Here is a 23,280-nt window from a genome sequence, read left to right as displayed (position 1 = left end):
CGGCCGGGCCCGCGACACGGCGGCCTTCCCTCGGGGCGACGCCCCGACGACACCCGAGGGCCCGTCGATGAGGCAGGCTTGTGCCTGTGCCCGAACCCGAATCCGGCCCGCGCCCGGCCACCCCGAACGACGTCCACCCGCACGCCGCGACGCTGAGGCGGCTGGAGCGGTCCTCCGGCGCGCTCGCGGCGCAGGCGATCACGCGGATGGACGAGACGCTGCCGTGGTACCGGGCCATGCCCCCCGAGAACCGCTCCTGGATCGGTCTGGTCGCGCAGGCGGGCATCGCGGCCTTCACCGAGTGGTTCCGGCAGCCGGACGCTCCGCAGGCCATCTCCACGGACGTCTTCGGCACGGCGCCGCGCGAGTTGACCCGGGCGATCACCCTGCGTCAGACCGTGGAGATGGTGCGGACGACGATCGAGGTGATGGAGTCCGCGATCGACGAGGTCGCGGCCCCTGGCGACGAGTCGGTCCTTCGGGAGGCGTTGCTGGTCTACGCCCGCGAGATCGCCTTCGCCACCGCCCAGGTGTACGCGCAGGCCGCCGAGGCCCGCGGCGCCTGGGACGCGCGGCTGGAGTCCCTGGTGGTCAACGCCGTACTCAGCGGCGAGGCCGACGAGGGGGCGGTGTCGCGGGCCGCCGCGCTGGGATGGAATTCGCCGGAGCACGTCTGCGTGGTGCTGGGGACGGCTCCGGAGGGGGATTCGGAGCTGACGGTGGAGGCGATCCGGCGTGCCGCCCGGCACGCCAAGTTGCAGGTGTTGACCGGGGTGCTCGGGGATCGCCTCGTGGTGATCGCGGGCGGCAGCGCGGATCCGCTGGCCGTGGCCCGTTCGCTGATCGGTCCGTTCGCGCGGGGGCCGGTGGTGGCCGGGCCGGTGGTCACGGACCTGCCGGCGGCGACCCGCTCGGCGCGGGCTGCGGCGGCCGGGCTGAAGGCGTGCCCCGCCTGGCAGGACGCCCCGCGCCCGGTCCTCGCGGACGACCTGCTGCCCGAGCGTGCCATGGCCGGGGATCCCGGGGCTCGCGCGCAGTTGGTGGAGGAGATCTACAGACCGTTGGAGGACGCGGGTGCCGCGCTGCTGGAGACGCTGAGCGTCTATCTGGAGCAGGCCAGCAGTCTGGAAGGCGCCGCACGGATGTTGTTCGTTCACCCGAACACCGTGCGCTACCGGCTCCGACGTGTGACGGACGTCACGGGCTGGTCGCCTTCTGATGTACGGTCTGCGTTCACCCTGCGGATCGCGCTGATCCTGGGGCGTCTGGCCGGTGGAGATTCACAGGTCTAACCTTTGTCGGGGGCCTACAAAACCCTCTGGCGTTCTTCGTCCCTGTCCCCACGGGCGGTTGTGGCCGTCCCCAAGAGAGAGTGTGAGAGTGCTCGTACTCGTCGCTCCCGGCCAGGGCGCCCAGACGCCCGGCTTCCTGACCGACTGGCTCGAACTCCCCGGCGCCGCCGAGCGTGTCGCCGGATGGTCGGAGGCCATCGGACTCGATCTCGCCCACTACGGCACCCAAGCCGACGCGGAGGAGATCCGTGACACCGCGGTGGCCCAGCCGTTGCTGGTCGCTGCGGGACTCCTCTCCGCCGCGGCCCTCGGCGACGTGGCCCCCGGGGCGGTGGCGGGGCACAGCGTCGGAGAGATCACTGCGGCCGCCTTCGCGGGGGTGCTGGACGACACCGCCGCGCTGACGCTGGTGCGCGTGCGTGGCCGGGCGATGGCCGAGGCCGCCGCCGTCACGGAGACGGGAATGGCCGCGCTGCTCGGCGGCGACCCCGAGGTCAGCGTCGCGCACCTGGAGAAGCTGGGGCTGACCCCGGCCAATGTGAACGGGGCGGGGCAGATCGTCGCCGCGGGTACGACGGCGCAGCTCGCCGCGCTCGACGCCGACAAGCCCGAGGGCGTGCGCAAGATCGTCCGACTGAAGGTGGCGGGCGCCTTCCACACCCGTCACATGGCACCGGCCGTGGAGGCGCTGGCCCGCGAGGCCGGCGGGCTCGCCCCGAGCGACCCGAAGCTGCCCTACGTGTCGAATCGGGACGGTCGCGCCGTCACCACCGGCGCGGAAGTGCTGGACCGGCTCGTGGGTCAGGTCGCCAACCCGGTCCGCTGGGACCTGTGCATGGAGACCTTCCGTTCCCTGGGCGTCACCGCCTTGATCGAGGTGTGCCCCGGCGGCACGCTGACCGGCCTGGCCAAGCGCGCGCTGCCCGGTGTGCGCACGCTCGCCCTGAAGACCCCCGCCGACCTCGCGGCCGCCCGCGAGCTGGCCGCCGAGGCGGCCACGAACGCCGCCGCACCGGCCGGCGCGTGAAGGAGCCGAGAGCATGTCGAAGATCAGACCCAGCAAGGGAGCACCGTACGCGCGCATCCTCGGCGTGGGCGGCTACCGCCCCACGCGCGTGGTGCCCAACGAGGTGATCCTGGAGAAGATCGACTCGTCGGACGAGTGGATCCGCTCCCGTTCCGGGATCGAGACCCGGCACTGGGCGTCGCCGGAGGAGACCGTCGCGGTGATGTCCGTGGAGGCGGCCGGCAAGGCCCTCGCGGACGCCGGGATCGACGCCGCCCGGATCGGTGCCGTGGTCGTGTCGACCGTTTCGCACTTCAGCCAGACGCCGGCGGTGGCCACCGAGATCGCCGACCGGCTCGGCACCGACCGGGCGGCGGCCTTCGACATCTCCGCGGGCTGTGCCGGCTTCGGCTACGCGCTCACCCTGGCCAAGGGGATGATCGTCGAGGGTTCGGCCGAGCATGTGCTGGTGATCGGCGTGGAGCGGCTGTCCGACCTCACCGATCCGACGGACCGGGCCACGGCGTTCCTGTTCGGGGACGGCGCGGGCGCCGTCGTCGTGGGTCCGTCGCGGGAACCGGCGATCGGCCCCACGGTGTGGGGTTCCGAGGGCGACAAGGCCGACACCATCCGGCAGACGGTCCCCTGGGACCGGTTCCGGGTGGGCGATGTCGGCGAACTGCCCTTGGACAGCTCGGGCGGCATCAAGTTTCCTGCGATCACGCAGGAGGGCCAGGCGGTGTTCCGCTGGGCCGTGTTCGAGATGGCGAAGGTCGCGCAGCAGGCGTTGGACGCGGCCGGAATCACCCCGGACGACCTGGACGTCTTCATCCCGCACCAGGCCAACGTGCGGATCATCGACTCGATGGTGAAGACGCTGAAGCTGCCGGAACACGTCACGGTCGCCCGTGACATCCGCACCACCGGCAACACCTCGGCCGCCTCGATCCCGCTCGCGATGGAGCGGCTCCTGGCGACCGGCGAGGCGAAGAGCGGCGACACCGCGCTCGTCATCGGCTTCGGGGCGGGCCTGGTCTACGCCGCGACGGTCGTTACCCTCCCCTAGGCACCCCGTGCCGGCCCGGCTGGGCCGGCATCGAGGGACCGCACCGCCACAACCTCTGGAAAACAACGAAGGAGCGCCACCATGGCCGCCACTCAGCAGGAGATCATCGACGGTCTCGCGGAGATCGTGAACGAGATCGCCGGGATCCCGACCGAGGACGTCCAGCTGGACAAGTCCTTCACCGACGACCTGGACGTCGACTCGCTGTCCATGGTCGAGGTCGTCGTCGCCGCCGAAGAGCGCTTCGACGTCAAGATCCCGGACGAGGACGTCAAGAACCTCAAGACCGTCGGCGACGCCACCGAGTACATCCTCAAGCACCAGGGCTGATCGACCGATCACCAGGGCGGGGCCCGGGCCGCGTGGCCCGGGCCCACGCCCCCGCCCTTCGGCGGCGGCGCCGCACGCACCCCCGTTCCTTGGAGAAAGAATCCCCGTGACCCCGACCCCTCGCACCGTGGTCGTCACCGGTATCGGCGCGACCACACCTCTGGGTGGCGACGCAGCCTCGACCTGGGAGGGTCTCCTCGCCGGCCGTTCCGGCGTGCGCCCCCTGGAACAGGACTGGGCCGCCGAGCAGGCGGTACGCATCGCCGCGCGGATCGCCGTCGAGCCCTCCGAGGTCATCCCGCGTCCCCAGGCCCGCAGACTCGACCGCTCCGCGCAGTTCGCCCTGATCGCCGCCGGCGAGGCGTGGGCCGACGCCGGTTTCGAGGCGAAGGCCGGGGAGGGTGCCGACATCGCCCCGGAGCGGCTGGGAGCCGTCATCGCGTCCGGCATCGGCGGCGTGACGACCCTGCTCGACCAGTACGACGTGTTGCGGGAGAAGGGCGTGCGACGCGTCTCCCCCCACACCGTCCCGATGCTCATGCCGAACGGCCCCTCCGCCAACGTGGGACTGGCCGTCGGCGCACGGGCCGGTGTGCACACCCCCGTCTCCGCCTGTGCCTCCGGCGCCGAGGCCATCGGCTACGCGATCGAGATGATCCGCACCGGCCGCGCCGACGTCGTCGTGGCCGGTGGCACGGAAGCCGCGATCCACCCGCTTCCGATCGCGGCCTTCGGCAACATGATGGCGATGTCGAAGAACAACGACGACCCCCAGGGCGCCTCGCGCCCCTACGACGTCGCGCGCGACGGGTTCGTCCTCGGGGAGGGCGCGGGCGTGATCGTCCTGGAGTCCGCCGAGCACGCCGCACGGCGCGGCGCCCGCGCCTACGCGGAGGCTGTCGGCCAGGGCATCTCCGCCGACAGCCACGACATCGTGCAGCCGGAGCCGGAGGGACGCGGCATCTCCCAGGCGCTGCACCACCTGATGGACGGCACCGACCTCGATCCGGCGGAGATCGCCCACGTCAACGCGCACGCCACCTCGACGCCGGCCGGCGACATCGCCGAGCTGAAGGCCCTGCGCAAGGTCTTCGGCGACCACGCGGACCACATGGCCATTTCCGCGACCAAGTCGATGACCGGCCACCTGTTGGGCGGCGCGGGCGGCGTGGAGTCCGTGGCGGCCGTACTGGCGCTCCACCACCGCGTCGCACCGCCGACCATCAACATCGAGCGGATCGACCCCGAGGCAGAGGCACACGCGGACGTGGTCCGCGGGGAGGCGCGGAAGCTTCCCGCGACCGGACGGCTCGCCGCCCTCAACGACTCCTTCGGATTCGGCGGACACAACGTCGTGCTGGCCTTCCGCACCGTCTGAGCGGACGCCCCGTGGGGGTGGTGCGATCCGGGGCTCGCCCGGCCGCACCACCCCCACGCTGTTGGAAGGGAGTCGGTCCGCCCACGGTGTCGCCCTCGGGGCGAGCGCCCTCAGACCACCTGGTGCAGCCAGCGCACCGGCGCGCCCTCGCCCGCGTAGCGGAACGGCTCCAGTTCATCGTCCCAGGGCTTGCCGAGCAGACCGGCGATCTCGTCCTCCAGCTCCGTTCCGTCGCGCCGGGCGCGGACGACGGCGGCGCGCAACCGGTCCTCCGCAACCAGGATGTCCCCGTGGACACCGGTGACCGCGTGGTGGATGCCGAGGCTCGGCGTGCAGCTGTACCGCTCGCCCTCGGCGGCGACTCCGGGCTCCGCGGTGACCTCGAAACGCAGGAGGTTCCAGCCGCGGAGCGCGGAGGCGAGCCGGGAGGCCACGCCGGGTTCGCCGCGCCAGGAGAGTTCCGACCGCCAGGTGCCGGGAGCCGCGGGCTGCCCGGTCCAGTCCAGGCTCGCCCGTGTGCCGAGCACGCCCGCGACCGCCCACTCCACGTGCGGACAGAGCGCGCGCGGAGCGGAGTGCACGTACAGGACCCCACGTGTCGTCACCGGAACCTCCGGGCAGAGCGGAACATCTCGGAACGGGCGGATCGGCGCCGGCCGGCGGGCCGCGCTGCTCGCGAGGCTACCCCGGGCCGGGGCGCGGAAGGTGACGGACCGTCCCACCCACCGCCGGGACGGGGGCGCATTCACCCGGCAGGACGCTTCCCCTCGGGTGAGCCCTCGCGCCCGCCCTCCGGGGAACTCTCACCGTGTATCAGGGGTTCCTCCAGGGACGGGAAGAACGGGAGGCGACATGCCAGAGGCTGGACGGCGCCGCCGGCGGGCTCGGAGCCTCGGCGCGTCACTGGTGGCCGCGTCACTGGTGGCCGCGGGGCTGTTGCTGGCCGGCTGCGACACGGACGGCGCCGTCGCTCCCCGCCCGTCCGCGTCCGTCTCCCCGCGACCGGAGTCGGCGTGGGACATCGCCCCGGACTCTCTCGCCGCCGTGGGGGATTCCATCACCCGCGGGTTCGACGCCTGCGCGGTGTTGGCCGATTGCCCCGAGGTGTCCTGGGCGACGGGGAGCCGCCCGGAGGTCGACAGCCTCGCGGTCCGACTGCTCGGCCCGGACGCGACCCGGCATAGCTGGAACCACGCCGTCAGCGGCGCCCGGATGGCCGACCTCGCCGGTCAGATGGAGCGGGCGGCGGCGCACCGACCGGCGCTGGTGACGGTCCTGATGGGGGCGAACGACGCCTGCCGCGACACCGTCGCGGGGATGACCTCGGTGGCGGACTTCCGCGCCGGGTTCGAGAGGGCGCTGGGGACGCTCCGTCAGGCATCGCCGGGGAGTCGGGTGTTCGTGGCCGGCATCCCCGATCTGATGCGGCTGTGGGAACAGGGACGCACCGATCCGCTGGCCGGCCGGGTGTGGGAGCTGGGCGTCTGTCCGACGATGTTGGGTGACGCCGACGCGACGGACCCGGCGGCGACCGAGCGGCGGGAGACCGTGGGCCGGCGGGTGGAGGACTTCAACCGGGTCCTCGAAGAGGTCTGCGCCGAGGACCGGCTGTGCCGGACCGACGGGGGCGCGGTGCACGACGATACCTTCGGCCCGGAGTCGCTGAGCCGGTGGGACCGCTTCCACCCCAGCGTGACGGGCCAGGCGCGGCTGGCGGAGATCGCCTACCGGGCGGTGACCGCCAGGGACGATCGAGCGGACGGCGCGGCCTCCGCGCCGTGACGGGTCGGGGCCAGGTGGTCGGGACGACGGTCGTACGGGGCGGGCCGCCGCGCCCCGGGACGCGGCCGTGCCGCCGCCTGGCGACGGCCGGTCGGGGCGAGAGGGTGGACCGCCGTCAGCGGACGGTCTCCCCTCCGTGGGCGGGCGCGTCCGAGGCCTCCTCGGGGGCGGCCCCCGGGGTCCGCTCCTCGGTGTCCTCGTCGAGCATCTCCCTGGCCAGCAGGGTGGCACCCGCCACCGCGCCCGGCATCAGGAAGACCGCGACGACCGGCACCAGGAAGGCCAGCGCGAGAGGGGTTCCGAAGCCCCAGGCCAGGGTCTTGCGGGAACGCAGGAGGGCCAGCCGCTCCCGTAGCTCCACACCCCTGCGTTGGAGAGCGACGGCGGTGAGTTCCTCGGTGAGGAAGAACCCGGTGACCAGGAAGCCGACGGCCGGGACGACGCTCTGACCGACGACCGGCACGAAACCGAGGGCGAAGAGCAACACGCCCCACACCCCGGCGCGGGCCAGGATGCGCAGGCTGTCCCGCCCGGACACCCACAGGTCGCGCCAGAGGGGGAGGCCGGACTCCGGCGCGGTGCCGTCCGGGGAGACGTCCCGGTCGACGCGTTCGGAGAGGCTCTCGTAGAAGGGTTGGCCCACCAGGAGGGTCACGGCGGTGAAGGTGAGGACGGCGAGCAGCAGGGCGAGGGCGAAGAGAACGGCGGTCAGCAACCCTCGGAACAGCCCGGCCCACGGACTGGACCAGTCGTCGGCGAACGGCGTCGCCCAGGCGACGGCGTCCACCCCCCACACCGCCAGGGCGGCCAGCGCCGCCGCGTAGAGGACGAGCGTCAACAGCCCGGGGACCAGTCCGAAGCCGAAGCTCCCCCGGTGCCGGGCCATCCAGCGCTGGCCCCGCAGAAGGTGACCGAACCCCACCCCAAGATCGCGCATGAGGGAACTCTATCGGGCGAGCGCCGCCACCGCGCCGGCCCGGCGATGTCCGACGCCGCCCCGCCGGCTCGAGCCAGGCCCTACGAGGGACGGCAGATCGGACCGACGCGCGATCGGCGCGGGTGCGGGGGTCGGGTCTCCCGCCCCGGGGCGGCCGTGGGCGGGGCCGTCCCCGGGTGGGGATCGCCGGCAGGGCGGTTCAGAGTTTGACGATCATCTTTCCGACGTTGTCCCCGCGCAGCACCCCGAAGAACGCTTCCAGGTTGTTCTCGATGCCCTCGACGACCGTCTCGGCGTACTTCAGCCGGCCCTGGCCCACCCAGGGCCCGACCTCGCGGACGAACTCCGGCTGGAGGTCGTAGTGGTCGGAGACGAGGAAGCCCTCGATCCGGCTCCGGGTCTGGATCAGCCGCACGAGGTTGCGGGGTCCGGGGGCCGGCTCGGTGTTGTTGTAGATGGAGATCATCCCGCAGACGGCGACGCGTCCTCCCTGCCGCAGCGAGTCGACGGCCGCCTCCAGGTGCTCGCCGCCGACGTTGTCGAAGTAGACGTCGATGCCGTCGGGGGCGGCCTCCCGCAGTCGCTCGGCGACGGAGCCGTGCTTGTAGTTGAAGGCGGCGTCGAAGCCGTACTCCTCGACCAGCAGCCGGACCTTCTCGTCGGAGCCGGCGGAGCCGATGACCCGGGAGGCGCCCTTGAGCTTGGCGATCTGACCGACCTGGCTGCCCACGGCGCCGGCGGCGCCGGACACGAACACCACGTCGCCCTCCTTGAGGGCGGCGGTCCGCAGAAGCCCCGCGTAGGCCGTCAGGCCGGGCATGCCGAGGACGCCGAGGTACGTGGACAGGGGGGCGGTGTCGGGGTCGACCTTCACGGCGGTCGCCGCGTCCACGACGGCGTACTCGCGCCAGCCGAGGAAGTGCAGGACGTGGTCCCCGACGGCGATGCCCTCGGCGTCGGAGGCGACGACCTCGCCGACCGCGCCGCCTTGCATGGGCTCGCCCAGGGCGTACGGTGCCGCGTAGCTCTTGGCGGCGCTCATCCTGCCCCGCATGTAGGGGTCGACGGAGAGGTAACGGTTGCGGACCAGCACCTGGCCCTCTCCCGGGGTGGGCATGGGAGCCTCGACCAGGCCGAAGTCCTCCGCCGTGGGCCAGCCGACGGGGCGGCTCAGGAGGTGCCACTCGCGGCTGACGGCGGGGAGGGCGGGAGACTCGGTCATGGCGCGGCCTTTCGAACGTCGTGTCTCGGCGAGCACGTGTGTTTCAGTGCCTGAAACAAAGATGCCGGGAGATGTTTCAGGATGTCAAATACCTGTACCGTGGACACATGGACCCCACCCCCCATCGCGCCCCTCCGGACGCGCTGACTCTGGAGGTCGTCGAACTCATCGGCGATGTCGTCGTCCGCTTCCACAGCGACTACGAGCGGGCGGCGGCGGAGCAGGAGCTGACCGGGGCGCAGGCCCGGCTGCTCGGGCTGCTCGCCCTGGAGCCGACACCGATGCGGAAGCTGGCCCGGCGCCTGCGGTGCGAGCCGTCGAACGTCACCGGCATCGTGGACCGGTTGGAGGCACGCGGCCTCGCGGAGCGCCGACCCGACCCCGCCGACCGACGGGTCAAGGTGGCCGCGGCCACGGAGGAAGGGCTGCGCGCGGCCCGGAGGCTCCGCGAATCGCTCCGCTTCGCCCACGAACCCCTGGCGGGCCTGAGCGACGGGGAGCGCGCGCGGCTGCGCACCCTGCTGCGGCGCGTGCTGGAGGCCGGTGAGGAGACCGGCGCCGAACGTGCCGCCCGCGCGGCCGTCCTCCCCGCTCCGGAGTCCGAGCCGGGTGGCTCGGACTCCGGAGCGGGCTCGCCCGGCTAGCCGCGCGTCGGGCGAGGCGAGACCGGTCGGGGAACGGGGCCGCCCCACGCCGGGGGCTCACCCCCGACGCGGCACCGACCCGGTTCCGCGGGCCCGGTCCCGGGTCCCGTGCCGGTGGCACGCCTCGGTCGAGACGGGCTCGATCAGGGGCGGGGGTGCGGGGGCCTGGGCTCGGCGTGCTTCTTCCTGCCCCCGACTCCGGTGTCGGCGGTGGCGGTTCCGGTGGCGGTCGTACCGCCGCCGGACACGGTGGCGATGTTGGTGACTCGCTTGGGCGCGTCCTCGGCGACGCGGACGGTGAGCGTGACCGGCGGGTACTCGGCCCCCGGCTGGAGAACGTCCTCACGGGTACAGGCGAGCGGGACCAGGGTGCAGGTCCATCCGTCGCCCGAGAGGTCGATCGGCTCCAGTCCGGCGGGGAGGGTGTCGGTGAGGGTGACCGTGCTGCCGTCGGTCGGACCGTCGCCCGTGTTGGTCACCGTCAGACTGTAGGTGCCGGTGCGACCTCGCTCGAACTTGCCCCCTGTGGTCAGCTTGACCAGTTTCAGGGTCGGGGAGACCACCACGGCGATCGCGATCCCGAACGGGTTGTCGCCGACGGCGATGGTGGCGGCGATCGTGTTGTCCGACGTCCTGATCACCGACACGGTGTCCGCGTTGGGGTTGGTGACGTAGACGAAGGCGCCGTCGGGGGTCACCGCCAACCTGAGGGGGCTGATCCCGGCGGGGACGGTGTCGACAACGGTGTTGTCCGACGTCCTGATCACCGACACCGTACCGGCGGTCACGTCGGCCACGTAGACGAAGGCGCCGTCGGGGCTGGCCACCACCCCGGCGGGACCGACCCCGACGGGCACCGTGTCCACGACCGTGTTGTCCGACGTCCTGATCACCGACACCGTGTCCCCGTTGAAATTGGTGACGTAGACGAAGGCGCTGTCGGGGGTCACCGCCACCCCGCGCGGGCCCGCTCCCACCGGCACCGTGTCCACGACCGTGTTGTCCGACGTCCTGATCACCGACACCGTGCCGAACGGGACGCTCGGGACGTAGACGAAGGCGCCGTCGGGAGACACCGCCAGGGCGATCGGAACGGGGCCGACCGCGACCGTGTCGACGACCGTGTTGTCCGACGTCCTGATCACCGTTGTCGAGGCACCGAGGCTCAGGGCGACGTAGACGAAGGCGCCGTCGGGGGTCACCGCCACCCCGCGCGGACCGGAACCCACGGGCACGGTGGCGATCACCGTGTCGTCGGACGTCCTGATCACCGACACCGTGTCCCCGGCGAAGTTGGTGACGTAGACCAGTGTTCCGTCGGGCGTCACCGCCACCCCACGCGGACCGTCGCCGACCGGCACCGTGTCCACGACCGTGTTGGTGGCGGTGTCGACGACCGACACCGTGTCCTCCGCCTCGTTGGCGACGTAGGCGTAGGTGCCGGCCGGAACGGCGTACGCGGACCCGGCGGAGATCATCGGCAGGGACAGGCCGGCCACCAACACCAGGCCCGCCACCATGGCACGCAGGCATGCCCATCTCCGGCTCACACCCGAGAAGCGGCAAGGCGGCGCGCCACCACGACCTGTCCCTCTCACGACACGACGAACAGTCACACAGTCCTCCGGAAAGCGAAGTCGGCACGGTGATCCGGCGGTTCACCGGGCGGACCCGCCCATGTCCCGCCCACGGGACGACCGGAGAACCGGGAGGGTCGCTCGAACCGATCCTCGCGTCCGAGCCCCTCCGCGATTCTCGTCAAGCGACGCCACCGGAGCCCGCACGGACTCGGGTGCGAACGGGTGACTCCGCGCGGCCGCCACCCGGCTCGGAAGGACTCCACGTCCGGGAGGCTCCCCCTCGGCGGGTGCACGGCGAGAACCTCACAGACACCACCACAGGAGGCGCCGACAGGTCTCGGCGGAGGAGGGTTCGGGCGCCGCCGAGGTGGGCGCCTGGTCGGCCGGGGCCGTCGCGGGCCCGGTGGACGCGGCGGAGGAGACCGGCGGCGAGGTCGGCCGGGGGGTCTCCTCCTCCGGGGTGACCTCCGCCCCGGTCGGGGACGTCGGGGACGGGGAGGGCTCCGGCGCCTCCACCGAATCGGGGACCGCCGGGGCCGAGGTGGGCGAGGCGTCGTCCGGCGTCTCCGACGGCGTGGGCTCCTCGGAGACGACCGGGGAGGCGGTGGCCTGAGGGGTGCCGCTCGGCGGGAGACTCGGAGCGGCGGGAGCCGAGGCGGCGGGAGCGGTGGAACCGACCGGCGGGTCGGAGGCGCCCGCGGTCGGCGTCACCGGCGGATCGCCGACGGGCGATCCGCCGCGCGCGGCGACGGGGCTCCGGACGTCCTGCGAGGTACCGCCGCGCAACTCGGCGAAGGCGGCGCCCCCGATCACCAGCACCAGCCCGACCGCCGCCGAGAGGACCACGCCGCGCCGACGACGACCGCGCGCCGCCCGCGACCGGTCGGGGCCGGACCCGCGCGGCGGGTGGCCCACCGAGGCTCGGCCGGCCCGCGCGTCCCGCCCCTCGCCGGTCGACCGTCCTCCGCCCCGCGCCCCGTCGTGCCGGGCGACGGTGGCGGCCGACGGACGGGCGTCGGGCCGGCTGTCCACGACGCTGCCGCGGCCGTCGGCGGCGGAGGACGCGGAGGCTGCCGGGGTACCGCACCCCGGGCAGACGAGAGCGCCGTTGAGGTGTCGCCGGCAGGGGCCGCAGTAGTCCATGACCGCCACAGGCTAGTCCAGGGCGATCTTGCCGGGAACCCCGGGCGGCGCCGGGCGGGTGAACCGCTCCCACCCGGACGGCGGGAGCGCGCCGCGACGCGCCGCGCGGGAAGGGACCGCCCGGCCCCGGTCAGGGGGTGTCGTGGACACCGGCTCGCCGTCGGACGTTGAACGGCGGCGGGCGCTCCCCCGTACCCAAGGGCGGCTCGCACTCCCCCGCGGGTTCTCGGAAGACGGAGGTTTCCCCTTGGCCGGCAACGTCACCTCGCTGTTCCGCAGCACCGCGGCGCACAGCCCGTCGATGGCCGCCCTGGCACGCGAGGGCGACGGAGCGGGCCCGATCGACTTCTGCATCCCCTGCAACCCGTACTTCCCCACCCAGGCCATGTTCGACGACATGGGCAGCCGGCTGCGCGACATCATCACCTACTACCCGAGCGGCGCGGACACCATCACCGCGGAGCTGTGCGGCCTGTTGCAACTGCCCCCGCAGTGCGTGGCGATGGGCAACGGGTCCACGGAGCTGATCACCTGGATCGATCACCTGTTGGTCCGGGAGTCCCTCGCGATACCCGTCCCCACCTTCGGCCGATGGACGGACCAACCCATGGAGACCGGCAAGCGGGTCGACATGTTCCCGCTCCAGGAGTCCGGCGGGTTCGCCCTCGACCTCGCCCAGTACGCCGAGTTCATCAGGTCGCGCGGCACGCGAGTGGCGGTGATCTGCAACCCCAACAATCCCGACGGGGGGTATCTGCACAAGCACGCGGTCGTGCAGTTCATGGACGCCATGGCCGACCGGGACCTGGTGGTGATCGACGAGTCATTCCTGGAGTTCGCCGACGCCGAGACCGACCCCTCGGTGGTACAGGAGGCCATGCTCCGGCCGAACGTGATCGTGCTCCGCAGCCTCGGCAAGAACTTCGGCCTGCACGGCATCCGGTTCGGATACCTCGTCGCCAACCCGGCGCTGGCCGGACGGGTGCGGTCGATGCTGCCGAAGTGGAACCTCAACTCCTTCGCGGAGCACGTGGTGTTCATGCTGCGCAACCACGGCACCGAGTACGCCCAGAGCCTGAACCAGGTCCGTCGGGACCGCCTGGAGATGGCCAGCCAACTCTCGTCGTTGCCCGGCCTCACCGTCTACCCCTCGCAGGGGAACTTCCTCTTCGTGCGCCTCCCGCTGGGCGCCGAGGGCACCGTGGTCCGGGACAGGCTGCTCACCGAACACCGGGTCCTGGTCCGCGAGTGCGGCAACAAGATCGGTTCCTCCAGTCGCTTCCTGCGCCTGGTGGTGCGACCCGAGGCCGACGTGCGACGGCTCGTGGCCGGGCTGGAGGAGGTCCTTTACGGGACGAGGCACGCCGGGGGCCAAGAGCAGGCCGGGGCCGGCTACACCTCGGGGACCGCGACCGTGGACCGGCTCGTCAACGAGACGAACGGGAGCGGGATGCGGGAACTGGCCGGTGCCGCCACCGGAATGCCGGGGCTGCCCGGGGCCAACGGGATGCCGCTCCCGGCCGCCGCTCCGGTGGCCGGACACCAGGCCCAGGCCGCGCTGCCCGCGCCGCCTCCCCCGCCGGTAGGGGTCGGCCACCAGACACACATGGCGCAGGCCCCCGCCGCGATTCCCCCGCCGCCGACCTCCCTGCCCGCCGGGGCGCCGACACCGGCCGGGGTCCCGGCCCGCGGCGGTCTCACGGCGGCGCAGGTCCGGGGCAGCGACGGCCTGCGGACCGCCCCGGCGACCGGCTGGCCGGGGCCGCAGAGCTGGCCGAGCCCGGCGGGGGCGGTCCCTGGCCAGGAGCACACGACCGCTCCCGGCCAGGGACGGACGGGCTGATCCCGCCGCCGTCGCTCCCGCTCCGCCGGGCTCCGGGACAGGGGACCGTCGGCGGGCGCCCGGAGCGCCGGCGGAGCGTCGGCCGCGGAGCGCCCCGCGCCGTCCGGGAGCCGTCGGAGGCGGGGCGCGGAGTCCGGCGCCTCAGTCGGCCGGGCACTCCTTCCAGGCCATGTGGTAGACGGTGCTGATGTCCCCGTCGGTGGAGTCCATCGTCATGAAGCTGACCTTGTCGGGGTCGTCGCCCGCGTTGACCCTGATCTCGGTGTTGATGTTGAAGTTGCGCTGGACTCCGCAGGGTGCCCAGACCAGTTGGGCCCAGTCGGTGTCGTCGGTGGCCTGCCAGTTGTCGTTGTAGGGCCCGGCGAAGGGGTGGCTGCGGTACTCGGTGTTCGGGGACCCCTGGAAGTAGTACGAGGCCTGCTGGACGGCCGAGGCACCGGGCTGGAGAGAGGCGAAGCCTCGGTAGTCCGCGCTGGCGATGGCGTAGGTGAAGCCCTGCGGGACGTGGACCAACAGGTTCAGCTGGCAGTTCTTCCGGAAGGCCGTGGGCGAGGAGTTGCCGCCGGCCTGGGCCAGATAGTCACTGTAGGTCACGGTGAAGGCGGTGTTGTCGTCGGAGACGGCGACGGCCGCGGTGCCCTGGGGACAACCCGAGCCGTTCACCGTGGCCACCTTGATGATGATCTTGTCCGGCGGCGGGTCGTCGAACGCGTCGGCGGGTTGTTGCGCGGGCAGTGCCGTGGTGAGCAGGGCGGCTACGGCGCCGCCCAGGAGGATGCCTCCGGCCATGATTCTCCCATTCCGGTGCGTGGGGGTGGACCGTGCGGAGTCTGTGAAAATCCCGTGCACGACGTGTGCGAGCCAGAAGGTACGCCGCCGCCCCGGCGGTCGCACAGACGGAGGCTCGGCCATTCACACCCTCACAACCAGGCGTGAAACGCCCGGGGCCGCCCCGGACCGGAGGACCGGTCGGCTCCGGGCGACGGCAAGGCCCCCGCGAATCACGACGGTACGGGCGGTCCGGGGAGGGGAGCGGGCGCCCCGGCCGGGGAAGCAACCTCGTGCCCCACGCCGTCCACACGGCGCGCGACGATCGTGTCCGCCCCGTCGACGGCCGGCTTCCCCCGTCCCCGTCTCTCGGAGGTTCCGCATGATCCGTCAGGAAACCGCCTGGGTCCTCTTCGCCGCCGGACTGATCTTCCTGGCCTCGCTGGCCCTCGGTGTCTGGAAGTGGCAGCAGTCCATGGCGTCGCCGGCCGGAACGGCCCACCGCTACGTCGACGTCGCGCACAACGCCGGACTGATGTACTCGTTCGCGGCGGCGTCGATCGTGGCACCGCTCGTCCAGTTCTCGGGCTGGCCGTCCCCGGTGAACGTCGCCGCCGCCGCGACGGTCGTCGGCATGTTCGCCGTGTCGATCGCGCGCTACGTGCGGCTCGCGGTCCAGGCCCGCACCGACAACCAGATGCGTGACCTCAAGTCCCGCATGCGCGGTGCCCGCGAAGCGCTGGTCGTCACCGAGATCGGTGGTACGGCCGTCCTGCTGAGCGGTTTCGCCTGGGCCCAGCTGTAGTCCGCCGAGGGTTCGGCCCCCTCCCGGCGAACCGCCCCGGGAGACGCTTCGCACACCGGGTGTTCGGCGCGAGGCGGCTCGCCCGCCGGACCCACGAGCCACCGGCTCCACCGCGCGGTCCCAGACCACCGCCGCACCGAGGGACGGGTCCGTGCGAGCGACGGACCGGGGCACGTACACAATGGGCGCGAGCGTGAACAGCGCGTGAACCCGCGCGGACGACCGGGGACGCGACGAGTACGGCAAGAGGAGGCGCCCCCGTGGAGCTCACCAGGCGGACTTTCGGTGCGCTCGCCGGCACCACCGTCCTCGGTCTCGCCCTGCGCGGCAGCGTGGGCGCGACGGCGGCCGTGCCTCCCGGAGCCGCCGGACCGGCGGCGGTGGGCCGCGTGCCGCCCGCCCGACCGACCGCCGACGGCCGCCGCCACCGGGTCGTCCGGGACGGCCACACCGTCCTGGTCGACGGTCGCCGGGAGCCGCTCCGGCCCGGCGAGTTCTCCCCCTCGCGACTGCCGAGCCCGCACCTGTGGCGGGACGTCCTCCAGCGGACGCGCGCCCACGGATACAACGCGGTCGTCGTGCCGGTCGCGTGGAACCACCACTGCCCCTCCCCGGGACGGCACGACTTCACGGGGGTCCGCGACCTGGACCTGTTCCTGCGCACTGCGGCGGAGGAGGGGCTCTACGTGATCCCGCGCCCGGGACCCCACCTCGGCGCCGACCAGGACGCCGGTGGCCTCCCCGCCTGGCTGGCCACGAGCGGCGCGAGGGTGCGGACCACCGACCCCGACTACCTCCGGCACGTAGACGCCTGGCTGTCCGCGGTGAACGCCGTGGTCGCCCCGCACCTCCACACCCACGGAGGCGGCACGGTCCTCCTCTACCAACTGGAGGAGACCGCCGATCGCGGGTACCGCGATCATCTGCGTCACCGAGTGCGCGCCGACGGCGTCGACGTGCCTCTCGTCACCGGCTACGCCGCGCTCCCGCCGGCAGGCGGCGCGGCGGGCGAGCGACTCCGCCGACTGGGGCTGTTCGCCCGGGAGCCGGATCGGCCCGCCGTCTCGCCGGCCTACGGCGGTCTGTCCTGGGGGTGGTCGCCGGCGGCCGGCGCCGGCACGGTCCACGCGGCGGGAACGGCGATCGACCCCGCACGGGGGCCGGGGGAGATCCTGGCCCCGACCCACCAACTGGGTCACCTGCTGCGGCACGTCCCCGGCCTGACGGGCATGGAGCCCGCCTCGCCGGTCCACCCCGCGGACCCGCGCCTGGAGGTCACCGCGCTGACCGACCCGGGGTCCGACACCCGGGCGTACGTGCTGCGCAACCCGTCCGGCTCCGCCGTCACCTCCTCCCTGCCGGGTACACCGGTGGCGTCGCCCGTCACCGTCCCGGCGGGCGACGCCCGACTGCTCGTCGCCGGGCTGTCCCTGGGCGGGCGGCGTCGACTGGCGTACAGCACCGCGCAGCCCATGGCGCTGCTCTCCGCCGGACGCTGGGACGTGGCCGTCTTCGTCGGCCGGCGCGGCGAGCCCGCGCACGTGGCAGTGGACTGCTCCGAGGAACCGACCCCGACCCGCCTGGACCTGGAAGCGGCCTGGGCCTACGCCCAAGGGCGCCTGCACGTGACCGCGCCGCTCGGCGAGGGCGGGTTGACCAGGGTCAGGGTCCGGGGCGGCGGGTCGGATCGGACCCTGCTGCTGCTCTTCGCCGACGACGCCACCTCGCTGCGGCTGTGGCCCTGCGCCACCCCGGACGGCACCTTCCTCGTCTACGGTCCGACCCTGCTGCGCTCGGCGTCGGTGGAGGGCCACACTCTCCGGCTCACCGGCGACAGCACCGACGATCTCGGGGTGGAGGTATGGGGTCCGTACGGCGTCACCGACGTGGAGTGGAACGGCGCTCCGCTGATCCCCGAGCGCGGGCTGGACGGCAGCATCACGGCAGCGCGCCCGCCCGGCGCGCCCCCGCCGATCCCGGTGCCCGCGCTCACCGGATGGCGGCGGCGGGAGGAGAACCCGGAGTCCGCACCGGAATTCGACGACGCGGACTGGACCGTCGCCGAGTCGCGGGAGTCGACGAGCGGCACGCCCGTTCCGGACGGGAACCCCGTGCTCTTCGCCGACGACTACGGGTGCCATGTCGGCGACGTCTGGTATCGGGGCCGGCTGACGGGTGCCGCCGAGCCGGCGGCGATCTCGCTGACCTGGGCGGCGGGGACGGACGGTCTGCTGATGGCCTGGCTGGACGGGAGACCCCTGGGGGTCCGACGTATGCCGGACGCCAAGGACGCCGGGGAGGGCCGCAGGACCCGGATCGACACCGTGCGATTCGCCGTGCCTCGGTCCCCGGGGGGAGACGCGGGCACGTCCCGCGTCCTGTCGGTCCTGACCCGCCCGATGGGCCACGACGCGGACGACGACGGTCGCGGCGACCCGACGGCGGCCCGCGGGTTGATGGGTGCCGCGTTCGAGGGGGCGACGCCGGCGGTCCGGTGGCGACTGAGGGGGGCGGCGGCACCGGACCGTGTGCGCGGACCACTGAACACCGGGGGGTTGCACGGCGAGCACGCGGGATGGCACCTGCCGGGGTACGACGACGCCGACTGGGAGCCCGCGGATCCGTCCTCGGCGCGTCCGCGCCAAGGGGTCACCTGGTACCGCTGTTCCTTCCGCACTCGGGTCCCGGACGGGGTGGACGCGTCGTTCGGGCTGGAGTTCGCGGATGCCCCGGCCCGCCGCACCCATCGCGTGCAGGTCTTCCTCAACGGCTGGAACCTGGGCCAGTACGTGGGCGGCGGCCCCCCGCACACGATCCCCCTGCCCGGAGGCCCGCTGCGTGGCGGGGGCGTCGAGAACTCCCTGGCCCTGGCCGTCCTCTCGGACGGGGACTCCCCCGCCGGTCCCGGAGAGGTGCGTGTGCGACCGCTCGCCTCGGCGGCCGGGGGGCCGTCGGTGCCCGCCGCGGGGGCCACCGGGCCGTGAGGGCGCCTGCGGGGCCACCGTGGTGGCACCGGGAGGCTGGTTCCCCACCGAGGTCCGGCGCCGACGTCGCTGCGGTCACGGGCCGTCACGCTTGGTCCCCTGATCTCCTGACGCGCCGGGACTCGGACGCGTAATCTCGGAACGCCGCCGACGGGTGGTGGGGAGGGAGCGATGGGCATGGCGAGTGCGCGCGAGCGTGCGGCCCGGGCCGCCGCCGCACTCGGACGGCCGCGCCGGGGCGCGGCCATGCGCGCGCTGCTCGCCGATCTGGACCGCGCGGTGCGGGACCGTCCGCGTCCTTTTCGGGACGGGCGCGAGCTGTGCGCGGCGGTGTGCGCGGAGATGGCGAGGCGTCGGGGACGACCCGTCGAGTTGCGCTTCGACCGCTTCCCGGACGAGATCGAGGTCACCGGGGTCTGGGTTGCCTTCCAGGACTTCGACCTGGTGATCGTGGAGGAACGCGCCGAGGACGTCCAGCGGTTGGTGATCCTGGGGCACGAGCTGTGGCACATGCGGGTCGGCCACCGTCACGGCCTCCAAGGGCCCGCCGCTCGGGTCGACGGTCGGGTCACGGCGCTGGTCGCCGCCGCCCGCAGCGGATCCCGGGAGGCGGAGGAGGCGGAGGCCGAGGAGTTCGGCCACCGACTCGCCGCGCGGTTGCGTCCGTTGCTGCCCGGCGGGGGAACGGATGTCCCCCCGGGCCCGGTGCAGCGGTCGCTCGGGTATCGCGGGCGCGGGGGGGCCCGCCGGTGAACACCGCGAGCACGACCGGCGGGATCCTCGTCGGGTCGGCACCGACCGACCTCGCGAGCGGGTTCCGCATCTCCTTCTGGATACCGACCCTTGTCCTGGCCGCGGCGCTGACGATCAAACTCCCGACGATCGTGCGGCTCTGGCGCGACCCGCTCCTGCGCGCCGTCGGCGGTCTGCTGCTGCTGGCCTGCACGGTGTTCGTCTTCGTCGCGCCGACCACCATCGCGTGGACCAACCGGGTCACCGGCATCCCCAACTTCGCCGCGCCGTGGTGCTATTCGCTGATCACGGCGTTCTGCGCCTCCTGCCTCCTGCTGATCATCGCCTGGCGCAACGGCCTGTCCGAACGCTCGGCGTCCACCCGTCGGGCCATGCGTCGGGTCGTCGCGGTCTACTCCGGTGTGATCGTCGCCCTCTGGGTGCTGTTCGCCCTCGCCGACGTGCCCGTCGAACGCGTGCGGGACCTGGACACGTACTACGCGAACACACCGTTCATGCGCGAGGAGATCCTGCTCTACCTGCTGGCTCACACCGTCGCCGTGCTGATCACGTCCTGGCTGGTGTGGAACTGGGCCCGCACCGACGGACTCGACGCCTGGCTCCGGTGGGGCCTGCGGTTCCTGGGCGCCGGATACGCCCTCAACCTCGTCTTCGACGCCCTGAAACTCACTGCGGTGGGCGCTCGTTGGGCGGGGCGCGATCTGGACTGGCTGAGCACCGATCTGGCGCCGCCGGTTGCCTGCGTCTCCGCGATCGTGATCGCCCTGGGGTTCATCCTGCCCCAGACCGGACAGTACCTGCACGACCGTCGGCTGGTCGGGGTCGCCCACCGGGAACTCGGCCCGCTGTACCGGCTGACGCGGTCGGCGTCGGGTGCCGGCGTCCCCTTCGTCCTGCGTTCCACTCCGGAGCTGCGTCTCATCCGGCGGGAGACGTTCATACGGGACGTGCTGCTGGGGCTCGCCCGGAAGATCGACGAACGCGGACGTCACCGCGCCCACCGGGCCGCGCTCGACCTCGGCTTCCCCCCGGACCGAGCCAAGGCCCTGGCCGCCGCCGTGGCCGTCCTGGACGCCGTCGGGCGCGCCGACGGGGCTCCCCCGGACGGCCACGGCGACGAGGTCGACACGGCCGACCTGCTGGGCGATATCGGGGCGACCTCCCGTGCCCTCGCCCGACCCGAAGAGATCGAGGCGGTACGGCGTCGTACCGCGACTACATCGGAGTGTGTGTCCGCAGATGACTGAGCCATCCCCCACCGCGGTGGTCCTCGGCGGTTCGTTGGCCGGGCTGCTCGCGGCCCGCGCGCTGGCCCCCTTCGTGGACCGGGTGACCGTGCTGGAACGCGACAGGCTCCCGGAGGGCCCACGGCCTCGCCGCGGCCTGCCCCAGGCGCGCCACGCGCACCAGTTGTGGTCCGGCGGCGGGCGGGCGCTGGAGGAGTTGCTGCCCGGGGTGACCACCTGGCTGAGGCGGCACGGTGCCCACCGGCAGGCGGTCACCGCGGACATCGCCATGCTGTCCCCCCAGGGCTGGTACCGGCGGTGGCCGGAGTCGCACTCGATGCTGCTCTGCACCCGGGATCTGCTGGACCACGCGGTGCGGACCCGGGTACTGGCCGAGGAGCGGGTCACGCTGGTGGAGGAGGCGGAGGCGGTCGGGCTGATCGGCGACGCGACGGCGGTTACCGGGGTGCGGGTGCGGGAGCGCAACGGGCGGGAGCGCGCGCTGAAGGCGGGTCTCGTGGTGGACGCGACCGGTCGCGGCTCCCGGATGGTCGGGTGGCTGGCGGAGTTGGGGGCGCCCGCCCCCCGGGAACGGGTCGTCGACGCGGGGCTCTGCTATGCCAGCCGCCTCTACCGTGCCCCCGAGGCGGCCCGCGGGGGGTTCCCGTTGGTGAGCGTGCAGGCGGACCCGAGGTCCGGGGGACCGGGGCGGGGCGGTGTCCTGCTGCCGGTGGAGGACGGCCGGTGGCTGGTCACCCTCTTCGGCACGCGCGGGGGCGAACCTCCCTCGTCGGGCGAGGACTTCGTGGCGTTCGCCCGCGAGGGACTGCGCCATCCGGTGATCGGCGACCTGATCGCCCGGGCGGAGCCGCTGGGAGAGGTCTCCGTCAGCCGGACCACGGCCAACCGCCGCCGCTTCTACGAGCGCCTGGCCCGGCGGCCGGAGAACGTGGTGGTCCTGGGCGACGCGTTGGCGGCGCTGAACCCGGTGTACGGGCACGGCATGGCCGTGGCCGCGCGGGGCGCGGTCGGCCTGCGGTCGGTTCTGCGCCGGCGTGGGTTCGGGGCTCCGGGGATCGCGCGGGCGGCGCAGCGCGCGGTGGCCCGACCGGCGGGCGCGGCCTGGGACCTGGCGGTGGGGCAGGACGTGTTCTTCCCCGGTGCCACGCCCGACGGCCCTTCGAGGCGGGAGCGGATCACGGCGGCCTACGTCGACCGGCTCGTCCGCACGGCCACCGGGAACGGGCGGGTCGCGCGACGCCTGACGGACGTGATGTCCCTGGAGCGGCGGGCCGAGGTGCTGGTGTCGCCCGGGGTGCTGTCGGCGGCGGTGGTGGGGCCCCTGCGACCGGCGCCGACCGGGCCGCCGTTGACGCGGGCCGAGCGCCGGGCGGCGGGACTGGACGACGGGCCTTCCTGACCCGGCGCCACACCAAGGCCCCGGGCCCCGTCCACCGCTCGGGGTGGTGGACGGGGCCCGGGCGGGTCGACCCGTCGGGTCTCCCGCCGACGCGTCGGTCAGACCGCCGGGACGGTCAGCGAGTACGAGGAGGCGGACTCGCCCTCGTCGCTGTTCGGCGCCATGGACACCTTGACGTCGAAGTTGGCTCCGTAGGTGGCACTGTAGGTGCCGGCGCCCTCGAAGCTCAGGGCCTGCTTGCCGGTGTTCAGCGTGAAGCCGGAGGGAAGCGCCGGGGCCGGGGTGTTGGCCCAGGTCTTCCCGCTGTCCTGGATGCTCTTGATGGTCGAGTACAGCGGGCTGTAGGAGGAGGCGCAGGAGCCGCTGCTGCACTGCCATCCCTCGTACTGGCCACCGAGGTCGGTGGAGAGCGCCACGTCACCGGTGGCGATGGCCTGCTGGAGTCGGACCGTGACCGTGGCCGTCGTGTGAGCGGGCACGACGATGTCCTGCTGGGGAGCGGTGTAGCTGACGCTCTCGGAGTTCGCGTGGCTGTTCTCCTCGCTGAAGTTCCAGGTCGTGGTCAGCTCGTTGCCCAGGTGCAGGACTTCGCCCATGTCCACGGAAGCCTGGACGGTGTTGGAGACTTCCAGGCCCTTGGTCACCGAGGTGGTGACGGTGTCCTCGATCGTCTTGGTGAAGCTCTCGCTGGACATCGTCTGCGCGTCGTCGGTGGTGTTGCGCAGAGTGGAGGTGCCGACGAACCACAGGTCGCCGAGGCTCACCGAGGGGTCGCCGACGACCTCGACGCTGGTGTTGGAGTTGGTGACGCGGTCGGTCTTGGCGTAGGTGAGGATCCCGACCTGATTCTTGATCACGCCTTCCAGGTTGGTGACCTGAACCCCGGCCGCCTGGGCGGGGGTCGCGAGGAACCCGAGGGTGAGGACAGAGGTCGATGCGGTGAGGGCACCGACGAGGGCACGCGTACGACGCTTCATTGCGGTCGTTGAACCTTTCGTTCGTTTCCCCGGCACGTCCGTGGATTCCTGGTGAACGGGTTCCGCCGAAGCGGCACGCGTTCGCCGATTTCCTGGACTGGACACACCTGATACGCCTGCCGCG

19 protein-coding genes and 1 pseudogene are annotated in these 23,280 nt (G+C 73.3%); 13 read left to right on the top strand and 7 right to left on the bottom strand.

Annotation, left to right across the window (positions count from 1 at the left end):
• The first annotated feature begins 86 nt into the window (after positions 1-86).
• The 5 genes from JEK78_RS16450 (at position 87) to JEK78_RS16430 (ending at position 5,072) form a co-directional block, all read left to right on the top strand.
• Positions 87-1,292, top strand: a complete 1,206-nt coding sequence (locus JEK78_RS16450) for a helix-turn-helix domain-containing protein (RefSeq protein ID WP_200260067.1) — start codon at positions 87-89, stop codon at positions 1,290-1,292.
• A gap of 88 nt (positions 1,293-1,380) precedes the next feature.
• Positions 1,381-2,319 (top strand): ACP S-malonyltransferase, encoded by a 939-nt coding sequence (locus JEK78_RS16445; protein ID WP_200260063.1) that lies wholly within the window; start codon positions 1,381-1,383, stop codon positions 2,317-2,319.
• A 13-nt stretch (positions 2,320-2,332) separates the two neighbouring features.
• Positions 2,333-3,364, top strand: coding sequence for a ketoacyl-ACP synthase III (locus tag JEK78_RS16440; RefSeq protein WP_200260060.1), 1,032 nt, complete (start codon positions 2,333-2,335; stop codon positions 3,362-3,364).
• A gap of 81 nt (positions 3,365-3,445) precedes the next feature.
• Positions 3,446-3,694 (top strand): acyl carrier protein, encoded by a 249-nt coding sequence (locus JEK78_RS16435; RefSeq protein WP_200260057.1) that lies wholly within the window; start codon positions 3,446-3,448, stop codon positions 3,692-3,694.
• Positions 3,695-3,800: 106 nt separating this feature from the next.
• Complete coding sequence (locus JEK78_RS16430) at positions 3,801-5,072, top strand: beta-ketoacyl-[acyl-carrier-protein] synthase family protein (protein ID WP_200260054.1); 1,272 nt, start codon at positions 3,801-3,803, stop codon at positions 5,070-5,072.
• A gap of 110 nt (positions 5,073-5,182) precedes the next feature.
• On the opposite strand, the gene JEK78_RS16425 is transcribed toward JEK78_RS16430, so the two are convergent.
• Positions 5,183-5,677, bottom strand: a complete 495-nt coding sequence (locus JEK78_RS16425; protein WP_200260051.1) for a DUF3145 domain-containing protein — start codon at positions 5,675-5,677, stop codon at positions 5,183-5,185.
• 247 nt (positions 5,678-5,924) lie between these two features.
• On the opposite strand from JEK78_RS16425, the gene JEK78_RS16420 reads away from it, so the two are divergent.
• Positions 5,925-6,854 carry an SGNH/GDSL hydrolase family protein gene (locus JEK78_RS16420; protein ID WP_200260048.1) on the top strand — a complete coding sequence of 310 codons (930 nt, stop codon included), beginning with the start codon at positions 5,925-5,927 and terminating at the stop codon, positions 6,852-6,854.
• Between the two features lie 115 nt (positions 6,855-6,969).
• Here the strand turns inward: JEK78_RS16420 and JEK78_RS16415 are convergent, their stop codons facing one another.
• Together JEK78_RS16415 and JEK78_RS16410 are read right to left on the bottom strand one after the other, a co-directional pair.
• Positions 6,970-7,791 carry an EI24 domain-containing protein gene (locus JEK78_RS16415; RefSeq protein ID WP_200260045.1) on the bottom strand — a complete coding sequence of 274 codons (822 nt, stop codon included), beginning with the start codon at positions 7,789-7,791 and terminating at the stop codon, positions 6,970-6,972.
• A gap of 199 nt (positions 7,792-7,990) precedes the next feature.
• The gene (locus tag JEK78_RS16410; protein ID WP_200260042.1) at positions 7,991-9,013 is read right to left on the bottom strand and encodes an NADP-dependent oxidoreductase; all 1,023 of its coding nucleotides are present in this window, start codon (positions 9,011-9,013) and stop codon (positions 7,991-7,993) included.
• Between the two features lie 107 nt (positions 9,014-9,120).
• On the opposite strand from JEK78_RS16410, the pseudogene JEK78_RS23460 reads away from it, so the two are divergent.
• Positions 9,121-9,549 (top strand): annotated as a pseudogene (locus JEK78_RS23460) (MarR family transcriptional regulator); the annotation flags it as partial.
• 251 nt (positions 9,550-9,800) lie between these two features.
• On the opposite strand, the gene JEK78_RS16400 reads toward JEK78_RS23460, so the two are convergent.
• Both JEK78_RS16400 and JEK78_RS16395 read right to left on the bottom strand, forming a co-directional pair.
• Positions 9,801-11,207 carry a beta-propeller fold lactonase family protein gene (locus JEK78_RS16400; RefSeq protein ID WP_242483104.1) on the bottom strand — a complete coding sequence of 469 codons (1,407 nt, stop codon included), beginning with the start codon at positions 11,205-11,207 and terminating at the stop codon, positions 9,801-9,803.
• Positions 11,208-11,540: 333 nt separating this feature from the next.
• Positions 11,541-12,380, bottom strand: a complete 840-nt coding sequence (locus tag JEK78_RS16395; protein ID WP_200260036.1) for a hypothetical protein — start codon at positions 12,378-12,380, stop codon at positions 11,541-11,543.
• Positions 12,381-12,627: 247 nt separating this feature from the next.
• On the opposite strand from JEK78_RS16395, the gene JEK78_RS16390 reads away from it, so the two are divergent.
• A complete protein-coding gene (locus JEK78_RS16390) occupies positions 12,628-14,223 on the top strand; it encodes a histidinol-phosphate transaminase (protein ID WP_200260033.1) in 1,596 nt (531 codons plus the stop codon).
• 141 nt (positions 14,224-14,364) lie between these two features.
• Here JEK78_RS16390 and JEK78_RS16385 read toward each other — a convergent pair whose 3' ends face one another.
• Entirely contained in the window at positions 14,365-15,012 is a 648-nt protein-coding gene (locus JEK78_RS16385) for a DUF4360 domain-containing protein (RefSeq protein ID WP_200260031.1), read from the bottom strand.
• A 361-nt stretch (positions 15,013-15,373) separates the two neighbouring features.
• On the opposite strand from JEK78_RS16385, the gene JEK78_RS16380 reads away from it, so the two are divergent.
• The 5 genes from JEK78_RS16380 to JEK78_RS16360 all read left to right on the top strand — a co-directional run bounded on the left by JEK78_RS16380 (position 15,374) and on the right by JEK78_RS16360 (position 22,179).
• Positions 15,374-15,796 carry a hypothetical protein gene (locus JEK78_RS16380; protein ID WP_200260029.1) on the top strand — a complete coding sequence of 141 codons (423 nt, stop codon included), beginning with the start codon at positions 15,374-15,376 and terminating at the stop codon, positions 15,794-15,796.
• Between the two features lie 260 nt (positions 15,797-16,056).
• Positions 16,057-18,780 (top strand): beta-galactosidase, encoded by a 2,724-nt coding sequence (locus JEK78_RS16375; RefSeq protein WP_200260027.1) that lies wholly within the window; start codon positions 16,057-16,059, stop codon positions 18,778-18,780.
• A 171-nt stretch (positions 18,781-18,951) separates the two neighbouring features.
• Positions 18,952-19,533: a toxin-antitoxin system, toxin component family protein gene (locus tag JEK78_RS16370; protein WP_200260024.1), complete on the top strand. Its 582-nt coding sequence runs from the start codon at positions 18,952-18,954 to the stop codon at positions 19,531-19,533.
• A gap of 23 nt (positions 19,534-19,556) precedes the next feature.
• Complete coding sequence (locus tag JEK78_RS16365) at positions 19,557-20,780, top strand: MAB_1171c family putative transporter (protein WP_200264211.1); 1,224 nt, start codon at positions 19,557-19,559, stop codon at positions 20,778-20,780.
• On the top strand, positions 20,773-22,179 hold the full coding sequence (locus tag JEK78_RS16360; protein ID WP_200260021.1) for an FAD-dependent oxidoreductase: 1,407 nt from the start codon (positions 20,773-20,775) through the stop codon (positions 22,177-22,179). Before JEK78_RS16365 ends, JEK78_RS16360 begins: the two co-directional genes overlap by 8 nt.
• 98 nt (positions 22,180-22,277) lie before the next feature.
• Here the strand turns inward: JEK78_RS16360 and JEK78_RS16355 are convergent, their stop codons facing one another.
• Positions 22,278-23,156: an ETX/MTX2 family pore-forming toxin gene (locus JEK78_RS16355; RefSeq protein WP_200260018.1), complete on the bottom strand. Its 879-nt coding sequence runs from the start codon at positions 23,154-23,156 to the stop codon at positions 22,278-22,280.
• Positions 23,157-23,280: the final 124 nt, after the last annotated feature.

The organism is Streptomyces sp. HSG2 (assembly GCF_016598575.1).
Taxonomy (GTDB): Bacteria; Actinomycetota; Actinomycetes; order Streptomycetales; family Streptomycetaceae; genus Streptomyces.
Note: the sequence above shows the minus strand (reverse complement) of the source record. Positions and strands in the feature narration are given on the sequence as shown.

Bases quoted from the DNA above. Each gene is read 5' to 3' on its own strand.
- JEK78_RS16440 (WP_200260060.1), top strand. From the start codon at position 2,333: ATGTCGAAGATCAGACCCAGCAAGGGAGCACCGTACGCGCGCATCCTC.
- JEK78_RS16435 (WP_200260057.1), top strand. From the start codon at position 3,446: ATGGCCGCCACTCAGCAGGAGATCATCGACGGTCTCGCGGAGATCGTG.
- JEK78_RS16420 (WP_200260048.1), top strand. From the start codon at position 5,925: ATGCCAGAGGCTGGACGGCGCCGCCGGCGGGCTCGGAGCCTCGGCGCG.
- JEK78_RS16415 (WP_200260045.1), bottom strand. From the start codon at position 7,791: ATGCGCGATCTTGGGGTGGGGTTCGGTCACCTTCTGCGGGGCCAGCGC.
- JEK78_RS16410 (WP_200260042.1), bottom strand. From the start codon at position 9,013: ATGACCGAGTCTCCCGCCCTCCCCGCCGTCAGCCGCGAGTGGCACCTC.
- JEK78_RS16395 (WP_200260036.1), bottom strand. From the start codon at position 12,380: ATGGACTACTGCGGCCCCTGCCGGCGACACCTCAACGGCGCTCTCGTC.
- JEK78_RS16385 (WP_200260031.1), bottom strand. From the start codon at position 15,012: ATGGCCGGAGGCATCCTCCTGGGCGGCGCCGTAGCCGCCCTGCTCACC.
- JEK78_RS16380 (WP_200260029.1), top strand. From the start codon at position 15,374: ATGATCCGTCAGGAAACCGCCTGGGTCCTCTTCGCCGCCGGACTGATC.
- JEK78_RS16370 (WP_200260024.1), top strand. From the start codon at position 18,952: ATGGGCATGGCGAGTGCGCGCGAGCGTGCGGCCCGGGCCGCCGCCGCA.
- JEK78_RS16360 (WP_200260021.1), top strand. From the start codon at position 20,773: ATGACTGAGCCATCCCCCACCGCGGTGGTCCTCGGCGGTTCGTTGGCC.
- JEK78_RS16355 (WP_200260018.1), bottom strand. From the start codon at position 23,156: ATGAAGCGTCGTACGCGTGCCCTCGTCGGTGCCCTCACCGCATCGACC.